This is a genomic window from Ramlibacter sp. (assembly GCF_036383835.1).
Taxonomy (GTDB): Bacteria; Pseudomonadota; Gammaproteobacteria; order Burkholderiales; family Burkholderiaceae_C; genus Ramlibacter.
This window is the reverse complement of sequence record NZ_DASVNN010000067.1, coordinates 15802-30189: the sequence shown is the minus strand read 5'-3', so window position 1 is coordinate 30189 and position 14388 is coordinate 15802. Positions and strand designations below refer to the sequence as shown.

At 68.7% G+C, this 14388-nt stretch carries 14 protein-coding genes; all 14 read left to right on the top strand.

Annotated features, from left to right (window positions below):
* The first annotated feature begins 1 nt into the window (after position 1).
* The 14 genes from VF522_RS11125 to VF522_RS11060 all read left to right on the top strand — a co-directional run bounded on the left by VF522_RS11125 (position 2) and on the right by VF522_RS11060 (position 14383).
* On the top strand, positions 2-1798 hold the full coding sequence (locus tag VF522_RS11125) for a thiamine pyrophosphate-binding protein (RefSeq protein ID WP_330908329.1): 1797 nt from the start codon (positions 2-4) through the stop codon (positions 1796-1798).
* Positions 1795-2622 (top strand): NAD(P)-dependent oxidoreductase, encoded by an 828-nt coding sequence (locus tag VF522_RS11120; protein ID WP_330908328.1) that lies wholly within the window; start codon positions 1795-1797, stop codon positions 2620-2622. The genes VF522_RS11125 and VF522_RS11120 overlap by 4 nt, the downstream gene beginning before the upstream one ends.
* Positions 2623-2632: 10 nt before the next feature.
* Positions 2633-3220 (top strand): cupin domain-containing protein, encoded by a 588-nt coding sequence (locus VF522_RS11115; RefSeq protein WP_330908327.1) that lies wholly within the window; start codon positions 2633-2635, stop codon positions 3218-3220.
* A gap of 12 nt (positions 3221-3232) precedes the next feature.
* Positions 3233-3841: a cupin domain-containing protein gene (locus VF522_RS11110; RefSeq protein WP_330908326.1), complete on the top strand. Its 609-nt coding sequence runs from the start codon at positions 3233-3235 to the stop codon at positions 3839-3841.
* A 16-nt stretch (positions 3842-3857) separates the two neighbouring features.
* The gene (locus VF522_RS11105) at positions 3858-4985 is read left to right on the top strand and encodes a cupin domain-containing protein (RefSeq protein WP_330908325.1); all 1128 of its coding nucleotides are present in this window, start codon (positions 3858-3860) and stop codon (positions 4983-4985) included.
* 198 nt (positions 4986-5183) lie between these two features.
* Positions 5184-6401, top strand: coding sequence for a porin (locus VF522_RS11100; RefSeq protein ID WP_330908324.1), 1218 nt, complete (start codon positions 5184-5186; stop codon positions 6399-6401).
* Positions 6402-6463: 62 nt separating this feature from the next.
* Positions 6464-7552, top strand: coding sequence for an ABC transporter substrate-binding protein (locus VF522_RS11095; RefSeq protein WP_330908323.1), 1089 nt, complete (start codon positions 6464-6466; stop codon positions 7550-7552).
* Positions 7553-7586: 34 nt separating this feature from the next.
* On the top strand, positions 7587-8681 hold the full coding sequence (locus VF522_RS11090; protein WP_330908322.1) for an ABC transporter substrate-binding protein: 1095 nt from the start codon (positions 7587-7589) through the stop codon (positions 8679-8681).
* Between the two features lie 17 nt (positions 8682-8698).
* Complete coding sequence (locus VF522_RS11085; RefSeq protein WP_330908321.1) at positions 8699-9733, top strand: ABC transporter substrate-binding protein; 1035 nt, start codon at positions 8699-8701, stop codon at positions 9731-9733.
* Complete coding sequence (locus VF522_RS11080; protein ID WP_330908320.1) at positions 9730-10977, top strand: MFS transporter; 1248 nt, start codon at positions 9730-9732, stop codon at positions 10975-10977. Before VF522_RS11085 ends, VF522_RS11080 begins: the two co-directional genes overlap by 4 nt.
* Positions 10974-11447, top strand: a complete 474-nt coding sequence (locus VF522_RS11075) for an isoprenylcysteine carboxylmethyltransferase family protein (protein ID WP_330908319.1) — start codon at positions 10974-10976, stop codon at positions 11445-11447. The genes VF522_RS11080 and VF522_RS11075 overlap by 4 nt, the downstream gene beginning before the upstream one ends.
* A gap of 64 nt (positions 11448-11511) precedes the next feature.
* Positions 11512-12333, top strand: coding sequence for an IclR family transcriptional regulator (locus tag VF522_RS11070; RefSeq protein WP_330908318.1), 822 nt, complete (start codon positions 11512-11514; stop codon positions 12331-12333).
* Positions 12333-13391 (top strand): 2Fe-2S iron-sulfur cluster-binding protein, encoded by a 1059-nt coding sequence (locus VF522_RS11065; protein ID WP_330908317.1) that lies wholly within the window; start codon positions 12333-12335, stop codon positions 13389-13391. The genes VF522_RS11070 and VF522_RS11065 overlap by 1 nt, the downstream gene beginning before the upstream one ends.
* Complete coding sequence (locus VF522_RS11060) at positions 13391-14383, top strand: ABC transporter substrate-binding protein (RefSeq protein WP_330908316.1); 993 nt, start codon at positions 13391-13393, stop codon at positions 14381-14383. The genes VF522_RS11065 and VF522_RS11060 overlap by 1 nt, the downstream gene beginning before the upstream one ends.
* The last annotated feature ends 5 nt before the right edge of the window (positions 14384-14388 follow it).

The following is a 14388-nucleotide window of genomic DNA, read 5'->3' as shown; positions in this document are numbered from 1 at the left end:
CATGGCCGGCGAAGATTTCCGCAAGGTCACCCGGCCCGAGGTCACGCCCGAGGCCGAGTCCCCCGCCGAGCGCTGGGGCGCCGACGTCATCGTCGACCTGATGCACCGCTACGGGCTGCGCTTCGCGGCGCTCAACCCGGGCGCGAGCTACCGCGGCCTGCACGACTCCATCGTCAACTACGGCGGCAACGTCCCCGAGATGATGCTGTGCCAGCACGAGGAGACGGCGGTGCAGATCGCCCACGGCTACGCCAAGGCCAGCGGCAAGCCGATGATCGCGATCCTGCACAACCTCGTGGGCCTGCTGCACGCGAACATGGCGGTGTACTACGCGTACATCGACCGCGCGCCCATCTTCATCGTCGGCGCCACCGGCCCGATGGACGAGACCAAGCGCCGGCCCAGGATCGACTGGATCCACACGGCGCAAAGCCAGGGCGCCGCCATCCGCGACTACACCAAGTGGGACTACCAGCCCACCGTGGTCGACGGCGTGCCCGAGGCCTTCGCCCGCGCCTACTCGGTGATGATGACCGAGCCGCGCGGGCCGGTGTACATGTGCTACGACGCCTGGCTGCAGGAACAGAAGCTGGAACACGAGGTGCCGCTGCCGCCGGCCGGCTTCCAGACTGTGCCCAGCCGCATCGGCCCCGACCCGCAGGCGCTGGCGCGCGCGGCCGAGACGCTGCTCCAGGCGCAGCGGCCGGTGATCCTCACGGAGTACGCCGGACGCGAGGCGCAGGGCTTCCACGACCTGGTCGCGCTCGCGGAATCGCTGGGCGCGCCGGTGCACGACCTGAACGGCCGCCTCAACTTCCCGAGCTGCCATCCGCTGAACCTGAGCATGGACAAGTCCATGTTCAAGGACGCCGACGTCGTGCTGTGCATCGACGTGCGCGACTGGGAGAAGCCGACCACCACGCTCACCAGCACCACGCGCGAGCTGGTGTCGCTCACGCCCCAGGGCTGCCAGTGGATCGACATCGGCTTCGGCGACCTGAACATCTCCGCCTGGGCGATGGACTACCAGCGCCTGCTGTACGCGGACCAGCGCATCGTGGCCGACACGATGGTCGCCGTACCCGAGCTCACGCGCCAGCTGAAGCAGCGCGTCGCCGCCGATCCCGCGCTGGCCGAGCGCATCGCCAAACGCAGCGCCGCCGTCGGCCGCCGCCACGCCGACCTGCGCGCCACCTGGGCGCGCGAGGCGCTCGAAGACCGCAATGCCAGCCCGATCACGCTGCCGCGCCTCGCCTCCGAAGTGTGGGAGCAGATCCAGGACGAAGACTGGGTGCTGACCGCCGGCACGCTGCAGGACTGGACCCGCAAGCTGTGGAACTTCGACCAGCCGCACCGCCACGCCGGCAAGTCCCTGGGCACGGCGACGCAGTTCGGCATTTCGCTGGGCGTCGCCCTCGCCCACCGCGACCAGGGCCGCCTGGTGGTGGACATGCAGCCGGACGGCGACCTGATGTTCGACGCCGGCGCCATGTGGGTGGCGGCCAAGCACAAGATCCCGATGCTGGTGGTCATGTACAACAACCGCGCCTACTTCAACGACTGGGAACACCAGATCCGCATGGCGAAGAAGCGCGGCACGCCGTTGGACCGCGCCTACATCGGCATGGACCTCGACGACCCGCCGCCGGACTTCGCCTCGATGGCGCGCTCGATGGGCTGGCACGCCGAAGGCCCGATCGACAAGCCCGGGGACATCGCCGGCGCGCTCAAGCGCGCGATCGAAAAGGTCAAGGCCGGCCAGCCGGCGCTGATCGACACCCTGACGCAGAAACGATGAACACCGCCACCTCCTCCCTCCCGAGCGTCGGCGTCGTCGGCGCGGGCCGCATGGGCACGCCCATCATCGGCCACCTGGCCCGCAAGGGCTTCGCCACCGCGGCCTGCGACGTCAATCCCGCGCGCGAGCAGTCGGTCACCGCCGCCGGCGCGCGCTGGGTCGCCGACGCTGCGGGCCTGTCGCAGAGCGACGTGATCCTGGTGTGCGTCGGCTTCGACGCCGAAGTGCGCGCGCTGCTGGGCGCCGACGGCCCGCTGGCCGACACGCGGCCCGGCAGCATCGTCGCCATCCTCAGCACCATCCACCCCGACACCGTGCGCGCGCTGGCCGAAGCGGCCGAGCCCCGCGGCGTGCACGTGATCGACTCCACCGTCTGCCGTGGCGGCGACGCCGCCGACAAGGGCACGCTGCTGTCCTTCGTGGGCGGCGACGCGCAGGTCGTCGGGAAGATCAAGCGGGTGCTGCAAGCCTATTCCGCGGACGTCGTGCACACCGGCGGCGTGGGCACGGCGCAGGTCGCCAAGGCCGTCAACAACCTGATCCTCTGGGCCTGCCTGGTGGCCGACCACGAGGCGCTGGCGCTCGCGCAGCACCAGGGCGTGGACGTCGAGGCGCTGCGCCAGGCGCTGATGATCTCCAGCTGCACCAACGGCCCGCTGGGCAAGTGGGGCTCCCAGACCATGGCCTGGGCCGAGGACGACATGGCCATCGTGGCGGAGATGGCGGCGCAGGCCGGCATCGGCCTGCCGCAGGCGGCGGTCACGCGCGAGATCTGCCGCACCCTGAAACCGAAACGCTACCAACTGGAACTCTATGGACGCTAAGAAGACCCCCGTGGCCGGAGCCACGACGGAAGGCGAGATTCGCAACGAATCCCACTACCACAGCAAGAAGGACCGCGTCTTCGTGCGCGGCATCCAGGGCGCCTACAGCCTGAAGGACGAACTGGCGCGCCTGCGCGCCATGCCGCGCGTGCGCAAGGGGTCCCAGATCAAGTTCAACGACGGCCCGCAGGCCTTCAGCCGCCACTACGTGGAGCCCAAGGACGGCATCACGCAGACCTTCCACATCCACCTGGAGGAGTACGGCCCGGGCGGCCACTCGCAGAAGCACGGCCACGTGAACGAGGCCGCCTTCTACATCCTGGACGGCGAAGGCTACGAGATCCACGACGGCATCCGCTACGACTGGAAGGCCGGCGACGTCGCCATCGTCCACAACAACTGCGTGCACCAGCACTTCAACGCCAGCAACACCAAGCCGGCGCGCGCGCTCGTGATCAAGACCAAGCCCATGTACATGTTCATGAACATGCTGTTCCAGCACCAGGTGGAACCCCGGCCGACCACCCCGGCGCCGGGCGGCGAGGGCTTCAAGGTGCGCGAGCTGGAAGACGACTACAACCATCCCAAGCAGGACTGAGGAGAACACGACATGGCATGGATGGAAACCTACGCCTGGCTGAAGGGCAACGAGAACCAGGACCTGTACCAGCAGCTGCTGGACGACGCCGCGACGATGCCGGCGCGCAACGCCAAGCGCAAGAAGGTCGTGCATCCCGAGGACATGCCCTGGGAGATGTCTCGCCAGGGGATCCTGAAGCACCTGTTCAACGAGGGCATGAACACGCGCATCGAGACGGTGGACGCGTACATGCAGATCATCCCGGGCGGCAGCCGCTCGGGCAAGCACCGCCACCTGGCCGAGGAATGCGTCTACGTGCTCGAAGGCCGCGGCTACGACCTGCACCAGGACTGCGACGTCGAGATCACCGACACCTACCACTGGAAGCCGCAGGACAAGGTGCAGCGCTTCGACTGGGAAGCGGGCGACGTGATCTACATCCCGCCGAACACCATCCACCAGCACTTCAACGCCGACCCGGACCGCCCGGTGCGCCTGATCTCGGCGATCAACCGCATCTTCAAGCACTGCGGGCTGAACGACCTCGAGCAGCTGGAAGACGCGCCCGAGTACCGCCCGAACACGAAGCTGACGGCCGAGAAGGTCGCCGAGTACCTGCGCGCCAAGGTCGCAGCCTGAGGAGCACGAAGCAAGCATGACGACCGCCAACGCCAAGAACGCCATCGTCTCCGAGGGGATGGCCAGCAAGTTCGCGACCGAGAAGGAGACGCCCTACACGCGCTGGATCGCGCAGGAAGGCCTCGAGATCCTCGACGCGATGTACGTGCGCAACCTGCACACCGTGGAACTCAAGCCCTGGGCCCGCCGCGGCGGCCGGGGCGTGTACCTGAACCACGACGCCTCGCGCACCTCCAACGACTGCTACGTGTGCGAGATCCCGCCCGGCAAGGAACTCGCGCCGCAGCGCCAGCTGTACGAGGAGATGATCTACGTCCTCGACGGCCACGGCTCCACCACGGTGTGGAACGGCTCGGGCCAGAAGGTCAGCTTCGAGTGGAAGGCCGGCGCGATCTTCGCGATCCCGCTGAACACCTTCCACCAGCACTTCAACGGCTCCGGCAAGGCGCCCGCGCGCTTCGTCTCGGTGACCAACGGCCCGCCGATCATCAATGCCTTCGGCGACGTCGACTTCGTCTTCAACTGCGACCGCGACTTCAGCAACCGCTTCGCCGGCGAAAGCGACTACTTCGCCAACAAGGGCGAGCAGAAGGGGCTGCTGCTGGACACGAACTTCGTGGCCGACGCGATCAACCTGCCGCTGGTCTCCGCCAAGGAGCGCGGGGCCGGCGGCGGGCACATCCGCTTCAGCATGGCCAAGGGCAGCATGAACAGCCACATCTCGCAGTTCCCGGTGGGCACCTACAAGAAGGCCCACATGCACGGACCCGGCGCGCACGTGATCGTGCTGAGCGGCGAGGGGTACAGCCTGATGCATCCCGAGGGCGAGGAGCCCCGGCGCTACGACTGGCAGGAGGGCTCGATGATCGTGCCGCCGAACATGTGGTTCCACCAGCACTTCAACACCGGCAGCACGCCGGCGCGCTACCTGGCGTTCAAGGCGGAAGGCGTGTCGATCCGCAATGCCCAGGGCGTGCCCAAGGCCTGGATCAGCCGCCGCATCGGCGGCCACCAGGTGGACTACGCCGACGAATCGCCGCTGGTGCGCGAGACCTTCGCGCAGGCCCTGGCCAAGGTGGGCCTGAAGCCCCGGATGGACGAGGCCTACCAGGCCGAACTCGCCGACCTTCCGCCCAAACCCTAGTACCGCAGACGCAACACCCGAGGGGCCGCCCGCATTGACATGCGGTGCGGCTTCTCTACGATGCGTTACACGTTCTGGTATGCGATACGCTGTCCCGCATGAAAGAACGGAAAGGATGACAGGAGAAGTGCGGGACAACCAGAGACGGTGCCCTTCCAGTCCCGGGAAGCCAAGGGTGCCAGCACCACCGGAGAGACAATGAGACTGAAGAAACTGACCGTGGCCGCGTCCATCGCGGCGGGTTTCGCCGCACCAGCCCTCGCGCAGAACGTGCAGATCTACGGAAAGCTGTATCCGTACCTGCTGCAGGAGAGGGGATCGGGCCCGACGGCCGCCGGCACGCCGGTCGCCACCTTCGCGGGCACGCCCACCGGCACCAGCGGCGTCGGCAAGGTGGTCGGCATGCAGGCGGGCAACTCGCGCCTGGGCTTCCGCGGCTCCGAGGATCTCGGCGGCGGCATGAAGGCGCTGTTCCAGCTCGAGGGTGTGGCCTCCGTGGACGACGGCACCGGCAACGGCGACGGCGCGTTCCAGTTCAACCGCAACACCTTCGTGGGCCTCAAGGGCGGCTTCGGCACGGTGAAGCTGGGCAACCTGGACACGATCTTCAAGGAGTACGGCGACGCCCTGGGCATCCTGGGCATCAGCAGCGGCACCTTCCTTTCCAGCAGCGACGTGCTGCGCAAGACCGGCTTCGGCACCAGCTCCGCCTCCAGCTTCCACCTGCGCCGGGCCAACTCCATCCAGTACGAGAGCCCCGAGGTCGCGGACTTCACCTTCGGCCTGCAGTATTCGACCGACGAGGCGCCGAGCGCCGAGAACAAGGAGCCGAAGCTCTGGTCGGCCGGCGTGCGTTACGAGAACGGCCCGTGGTACGTCAGCCTGGCGCACGAGCGCCACCGCGATTTCTTCGGCGGCTCGCGCAACGTGCGCTCCGGCCTGCGCAACAACGGCGCCACCACCAACTCGCACTCCACCGACTCGGCCACCCAGCTGGCGGTGGTCTACGAGGTGCTGAAAGGCCACAAGCTCGAGTTCGACATCATCCGCAAGAGCTACAGCGAGGAGCAGGCGCTGGCCGGACGCTTCTCGAGCTACCGCAACATGGCCTACATGTTCGCCTTCGAGAACCGCTGGACCCCGCAGTGGACGACCGCAGGCCACATCGTGCGCGCCAGCCGCGGCACCTGCTCGCTGAACAGCGCCGCCCCGTGCAGCACCGACGGCCTGGAGGCGACGAAGTACACGCTCGCGGCCGGCTACAACCTGAGCAAGCGCACCATGCTGTTCGGGGCCTTCAGCCTGATCAAGAACGGCAAGTCGGCCCGCTTCAGCAACGCGGAGTTCAACAGCAGCGAGCCGGCGCCGGGCGAAGACATCCGCCAGCTGGCGATCGGCATCTCGCACAGCTTCTGACGTGCCCCCGGGGCCGGCGGCGGAAGGCACGTCCGCCGCCGGCCCCTCTCCAAGGAGAACCCATGTCCCGCTCTTCCAGGGTCGACCCCCTCCGCCGCAGTCTCCTGGCTGCCTCCCTCGGCACGGCCGTCGTCGGCCCGGTGTGGTCGCAGGACCGCAGCGCCGAGAACCTCAAGCTGTACATGTATTCCGGGCCCGACCGGGAGCAGAAGCTGGTCGAGGGCGCGCGCAAGGAAGGCCGCGTCAACATCTACACCTCGCTGAACACGCGCGACTCGGGCCCCATCACCGACGCCTTCGAGAAGAAGTACGGCATCAAGACCGCCCTGTGGCGCTCGAGCTCGGAGAAGGTGCTGCAGCGCGCCGTGACCGAGGCCCGCTCCGGCCGCTTCGCCTTCGACGTCCTCGAGACCAACGGCCCCGAGATGGAGGCCCTCTATCGCGAGAAGCTGCTGGCGCCGTTCCACAGCCCGCACTTCAAGGACCTGCCGCCCGCGGCCTTCCCGAAGCACCGCCACTACGTGGCCGACCGCTTCAACTTCTTCGTCATCGGCTACAACACCAACCTGGTCAAGCCGGACGAAGTCCCGAATTCCTACCAGGACCTGGTGCATCCCCGCTGGTCCGGCCGCGTCGGCATCGAGTCCGGCGACACCGACTGGTTCGCCGCGATCGTCAAGGCGATGGGCGAGGAGAAGGGCGTCGCCTTCTTCAAGCAGCTGGCCCAGAACAAGCCGCAGATGCGCACCGGCCACACGCTGCTGGCGGAACTGCTGTCGTCCGGCGAGATCCCGCTGGCCGCCACCATCTACAACCACAACGTCGAGAAGATGGCCCAGCGCGGCGCGCCGGTGAAGTGGAAGGCGCTCAACCCCACCTTCGGCCGGCCCAACGCGATCGGCGTCACGCCGCGCGCGCCCAACCCGCACGCCGCCCTGCTGTTCGCCGACTTCATGCTGTCGAAGGACGGCCAGAACCTGCTGAAGGAGCGCAACCGCGTGCCCGCCAGCCAGGCGGTGGAGACCAACCTGAACAAGTTCCCCTTCCAGATGATCGACCCCGTCATCTCGCTCGACGAAAGCGAGAAGTGGGAAAAGCTCTGGTCGCAACTGTTCCTGGGCGGCCAGAAAGTCCAGAAGGAAAACGAGTAAGCGTTCCCGCGCCCATCGATGCGAAGGTAGTCCCATGCAAGTCCCCTCCCCCCAAGCGGCCGCCGACCGCATCACCAAGCGGCAGTTCCACCGGATGCTGCTGGCCGCCGGCGGCATGCTGGCCTTTCCCGCCGTGCGCGCGCAGGCGCCGCGCGGCAACATGGCCGAACTCTCCCAGTACGCCGGCGCCGACCGCGAGCAGCGGCTGCTGGAAGGCGCGCGCAAGGAAGGCCCGCTGAGCATCTACACCTCCGCGCAGACCGACGACATCGGCGCGCTGGTGGCCGGCTTCGAGAAGCGCTATGGGCTCAAGTCCACCGTGTGGCGCGCCGGCTCCGAGAAGGTGCTGCAGCGTGCGGTGACCGAGGCCCGCGGCAACCGCTTCACGGTCGACGTGATCGAGACCAACGGCCCCGAACTCGAATCCATGCACCGCGAGAAGGTGCTGCAGGCGGTGCGCTCGCCGCACCTGGCCAACATCCTGCCGCAGGCGATCCGCCCGCACGGCGAGTGGGTGGGCACGCGCCTGAACGTCTTCGTGCAGGCCTACAACACCAAGCTGGTGAAGAAGGAGGAGCTGCCCAAGACCTGGGACGACCTGCTGAACCCGCGCTGGAAGGGCCGCCTCGGCATCGAGGCGGAGGACCAGGACTGGCTGGCCGGCGTGATCGGCGACCTCGGCGAGGCCCGCGGCATCAAGCTGTTCAAGGACATCGTGGCCGCCAACGGCATCTCGGTGCGCAAGGGACACACGCTGCTGACGCAGCTGGTCGTCTCCGGCGAGATCCCCTTCGCGCTCACGGTCTACAACTACAAGGCGCAGCAGCTGAAGGAAAAGGGCGCGCCCATCGACTGGTTCTCGGTCGGCACGCCCATCGCCCGGCCCAACGGCGTCGGCGTGGCGAAGCAGGCGCCCAACCCGCACACCGCGCTGCTGTTCTACGACTACGAGATCAGCGAAGAGGGCCAGCGCATCCTCGCCGGCCGCGACTTCGTGCCGACCAACACCAAGGTCGAAACGCCGTTCAGCAAGACGCCGATGAAGTTCGTCGACGCCCGCATGATGCTCGACGAGTACCAGAAGTGGACCAGGCTGTACGAGGAACTGTTCGCGGCCAAGCCGCGCTGATCCCCCGGGAGGACGCCATGAACAACCGACGCAAGTTCCTCGCGGCGGGCCTGGCCCTGGCCGCGGCCGCCGGCGCGGCGGCGCAGAACCTCGCCACCTACGAGGGCGCCGACCGCCTGGAGCGCATCGCCGCCGCGGCCCGCAAGGAAGGCACGCTCACGCTGTACACGACGATTGCCGAGAAGGACCTGCCGGTCCTTCTCAAGCCTTTCGAGGCGAAGTACGGCGTGAAGGTGAACGTCTGGCGCGCGGGCACCGACAAGGTGCTGCAGCGCACGCTCGCGGAAACGGCCGCGAAGCGCTACGACGTCGACGCCGTGCACATGGGATCGCCGGAGCTCGAAGCGCTGTCGCGCGAGAAGGTGCTGCAGCCGGTGAACTCCCCGGCCTACCAGCACCTGCTGCCCGGTTCGGTGCCGGCGCACAAGCAGTGGGCCGCGACGCTGCTGTCGGTCTGGGTCCAGGCGTACAACACCAACCTGGTCAGGAAGGAAGACCTGCCGAAGACCTACCAGGACCTGCTCGATCCCAAGTGGAAGGGCAAGCTGGGGCTGGAAGCCAAGAACCAGGACTGGTTCTCCACCGTCGTGGGCATCACGGGCGGCGGCGACAAGGGCCTGCAGTTCTTCCGCGACCTGGTCGCGCGCAACGGCATCTCGCTGCGCAAGGGCCACACCCTGCTGACCAACATGGTGGTCTCGGGCGAGGTGCCGCTGGCGCTGACGGTCTACAACTACATGCCGGAGCAGGCGAAGAAGAAGGGCGCCCCGATCGACTGGTTCGCGCTGGAGCCGGCGGTGGCGCGCTCCAACGCCATCGGCGTCGCCCGCAACGCGCCGCATCCGGCCGCCGCCCTGCTGTTCCACGAGTACATGCTGACCGAGGCGCAGCAGTACATGACGCAGATCGACTACGTGCCCACCAGCACCCGCGTCGCCTCGCCGCTGAAGGGCATCAGGATCCTGCAGACCAACCCGATCGAGTCGCTCGACGAGGCCGACAAGTGGACCAAGGTGTTCGAGGACACCGTGGTGAACCGGGTGGGCAAGTGAGCGGCGCCGCTGCCGTCGCCGACGCCGCGGCCGCGCCGCGGTCCTTCCGCGAGGTCTGGCTGATCACGCTCGGCCACGCCCTCACGCACTGGTACCCGGCGACCTTCTACCTGCTGCTGCCCATCATCGGCAACGAACTGGGCCTGAGCTTCAGCCAGATCGGCCTGGTCATGACCTGCCAGTACATCGCCGCGGCCGTGGCCAACGTGCCCGGCGGCGTGCTGGTCGACACCGTGGGCCGCAAAGGCCTGCTGATGGCGGTGTCGCTGTTCTGGGTGGGCTTCCCGTACTTCGTGATGGGCTTCGTGCACAGCTACTGGCTGCTGCTGGCGTGCATCGCCATGGTGGGCGCGGGCAACAGCCTCTGGCATCCCACGGCCATCCCGACGCTCGCCAACAACTTCCCGCAGCGCAAGGGCCTGGTGCTGTCCCTGCACGGCATGGGCGGCAACGCCGGCGACGCCATCGCGCCGCTGGTGGTGGGCAGCTTGCTGACGATCTTCACCTGGCGCGAAGTGGTGGTGCTCAACGTGGTGCCCGGCGTGGTGATGTCGCTGTTGCTGCTGGTGTTCCTCGGCAGCCTGCAGCTGGCCGGCAAGGGCGGGAAGAAATCCGCCGCGCAGCCGGGTGGCGGCCAGACGCAGAGCCTGGCCGAATACGGCCGCGGCCTGCGCGACCTGTTCCGCAACCGCAACCTGGTGCTGCTGTCCACCAGCGGCGCGTTCCGCTCGATGACGCAGAACGCCCTCCTCGTGTTCCTGCCGCTGTTCCTCGCGCGCGAGCTCGGTTATTCGCCGGTGGTGATTGGCGCCTGCATGTTCGCCCTGCAGGCCGCGGGCTTCACCGCCGCGCCGGTGGCCGGGCACCTGTCGGACCGCATGGGCCGCCGCTCGGTGGTCACCGCCAGCATGCTGATGACGGCGGTCGTCCTGCTGGCGATGGCGCTGGCGGGACGCTCGCCCGCGTTCGTCGCGCTGGTCGCCGTGCTCGGCTTCTTCCTGTACGCGCTGCGGCCGGTGCTGCAGGCCTGGCTGCTGGAATCGACGCCCAGGAACATGGGCGGCAGCAGCATCGGCGTGCTGTTCGCCACGCAATCGCTGGGCGCCTCGATCGCGCCGCTGCTGGGAGGCCTGATCGCCGACCGCTACGGCCTGCAGGCCACCTTCTACTTCCTCGCCGGCACCATCGTCTGCGCCAACCTGCTGGTGCTGCTGATGCCCAGGACCGAACCGGAACGCGCATGACGGCGGGATCGCGGCCGCTGCGGCGCTGGCTGAAAGGCACGTCCAACCGCACTTTCGTGCTGTGGCCGCTGCTGCTGCTGGCATTGCAAGCGGTGATCGACCGCGGGTGGCCGCAGGTGAATCTGTGGGCGCTGCCCCTGCTGGCCTGGGGCTACGGGCAGTACAAGCTGGTGGGCATCCTGCGGACCGACCGCGGCGGCGGCGGCCCCGGCATGTCGAATCCGCCGGAGCGCCTGGTCATGACGGGCCCGTACCGCTTCACCCGCAACCCCATGTACCTGGGGCACCTGATCTTCTTCCTCGGGCTGGCCATCGCGTTCTCGGGCGTCGCGTGGCTGGTGTTCGCGGCGCACCTGGCCTGGTTCGACCGCCGCGCCCGCGCCGACGAACCGCACCTGCTGGAGCTGTTCGGTCCGGCCTACGCGGACTACCGCAACCGCGTGAAGCGCTGGGTCCCCGGCGTGTACTGAGACCAGCGGTACGCATAAAAGAACGAGGTTCCGTATGGAGGAATTTTCCGGTATCATGGGCCGCATGCCCACGAAACCCGCGACCAAGCCGGCCGCCCCCGCGCCACGCACCAAGCGTGAGACGCCCGCCGGCTCCCTGTCCTCCGTCACCTCCGCCCTCCAGCTCATGAAGGTCTACTCGGTCGAGGAGACCGAGCTCGGGATCAGCGCCCTCGCCAAGGAGCTCGGCGTCGCCAAGAGTACCGCGCACCGCCTGGCCGTGACGCTCGCCGCCGAGGGCTTCCTGGAGCAGAACCCGGACAACGGCCGCTACCGCCTCGGCCTCGCGCTGTTCGAACTCGGCACCCTGGTGCGCCGCCGGATGGACGTGTCCACCCTGGGCCTGCCGCTGCTCGGCGCGCTGCGCGACACCACGCAGGAAGCGATCCACCTGGCGATGCTCGCACAGAGCGACATCGTCTACCTCTACAACCTCGAGAGCTCGCAGGCCGTCGGCACCCGTTCCTACCTGGGCATGCGCAAGCCGGCGTTCTGCACCAGCGAGGGCCGCGTGCTGCTCGCCTTCGGCCCGCCGGAACAGGCCGCGGCCGTGGTGAAGGAAAGCGGCGCCGCGCGCACCCCCAACACGATCACGGACTCCAAGGCGCTCGCGCGCCTGCTCGACGAAGTCCGCCAGAACGGCTACGCGGTGGACGACGAGGAGAGCGAGATCGGCATGCGCGGACTGGCCGCGCCGGTGCGCGACGCCACGGGCCGCGTGATCGCCGCCGTGGGCCTCAGCGCGCCGATGCAGCGCCTGACGAAGAAGGACCTGCGCAAGCTCGTGCCGCAGGTGGTGGGCACCGCGGACGGCATCTCCGCCCGCATGGGATACCGGGTGCGGTGATGCGGCTGGTGCAGGAACACGGCGAAGGCGCCACGGCGGCGGACGCGCCATCGCACACGGTGCGCATTGCCGGCGGGGAACAGCGGTTCTCCTGCGCCGGCGGCGACGTGCTGCTGCGCGCGGCACACCGGGCGGGCCTGGCCTTCCCGTACGAATGCAACGTCGGTTCCTGCGGCAACTGCAAGTTCGAGCTGGTCGAGGGCGAAGTCGCCATGCTGTGGCCCGAAGCCCCCGGCTGGACCGACAAGGACCGCCAGCGCCGCCGCTACCTCGCCTGCCAGTCGCGCCCGGTCGGCGACTGCACGATCAAGGTGCGCTTCGACGCGCGCTATGCCTCGCAGCACCGGCCGCTGCGCACGCAGGCCGTGCTCGCCGCCCGCCGGCCCGTGACCCACGACATCGAGGAGTTCCAGTTCGTGCTGGACGAGGCGCAAGCCTTCGAGCCGGGCCAGTACGCATTGCTGCAGCTGCCGGGCGTGGAAGGCCCGCGCGCCTATTCCATGAGCAATACCGCGGGCGACGGCCGCGTGTGGGAATTCCAGGTCCGGCGCGTGCCCGGCGGCCGTGGCAGCGCCGCCCTGTTCGACCAGGTGGCTCCCGGCACGCGGGTCGGCATCGACGGCCCCTACGGCATGGCCTGGCTGCGCCGCGACGCGCCGCGCGACATCCTCTGCATCGCCGGCGGCTCCGGCCTCGCGCCGATGGTCTCGATCGTGCGCGGCGCCAGCACCGAACCCGCGCTCGCGCAGCGGCGCATCCACTTCCTGTACGGCGCGCGCACGCCCGCCGACGTCGCCGGCAAGGACCTGCTGCAGGCCCTCCCCGGCTGGGGCACGCGCATCCACTACGAGGCGGCCGTCTCGACGCCGCCCGCCGCCGGCGAGTGGACGGGGCCGGTCGGCTTCGTGCACGACCTCGCCGGCGAGCGCTTCGGGGAGCGGCTGGCCGACATGGAAATCTATTTCGCCGGCCCGCCCGCCATGGCCGCCGCGGTGCAGCAGATGCTGCTCGCCCGCAAGGTGCCCCTGGGCCAAGTCCATTTCGACCAGTTCTATTGATGTCCAAACTCAGGCTCACCCTCGGCTGCTGGAACTACGACCGCACGCGCGCGCTGGCGGACGGCTCGGTGCGCCCCGACGGCATCGACCTCAACTACCTCGACATGCCGGTGGAGGAGACCTTCTTCCGCATGCTGCGGCATCGCGAGTTCGACGTCGCGGAACTGTCGCTGTCGTCGTACTCGGTGTCGCTCTCGCGTCCCGAGAAGCCGTTCGTGGCGATCCCGGTGTTCCCCTCGCGCTTCTTCCGCCACTCCTGCATCTACGTCAACGCGAAGTCGGGCATCCGCGAGCCCCGCGACCTGATCGGCAAGCGCGTGGGCACGCCCGAATACCAGATGACGGCGCCGGTGTGGATCCGCGGCATCCTCTCCGAACACTACGGCGTGCCGGTGGACAGCGTCACGTACCTCACCGGCGGCGAGGAGGAGCCGGGGCGCTCGGAGAAGATCCGCCTGAACCTGCCGCCGAACCTCCGCGTCGAACCGATCGGCCCCACGCAGACCCTCGCCCGGATGCTCCTCGAAGGCGAGATCGACGCGCTCTACACCGCGCGCATGCCGTCCACCTACCGCACCGGCGGCGGCCGCGTGAAGCGCCTGTTCGAGGACTACCCGGACGTCGAGCGCCGCTATTTCCGCGAGACCGGCATCTTCCCGATCATGCACACCGTGGCGATCCGCCGCGAGGTGTACGAGCAGAACCGCTGGGTCGCGCAGTCGCTGACCAAGGCCTTCGTCGAGTCCCAGCGGCGCTGCTACGAGGACCTGCAGGAGACCGCGGCGCTGAAGGCCATGCTGCCCTGGCTCACCGCGCACCTGGAAGAAGCGCGCCGCGAGATGGGCGACGACTACTGGCCCTACGGCCTGGAGCGCAACCGCAAGACGCTCGAGACCTTCCTGCGCTACCACCACGAACAGGGCCTGTCGCCGCGCCTGCTGACGCCCGACGAACTGTTCGCGCCGGAAGCGCTCGAGTCCTTCAAGATCTGAGAGAG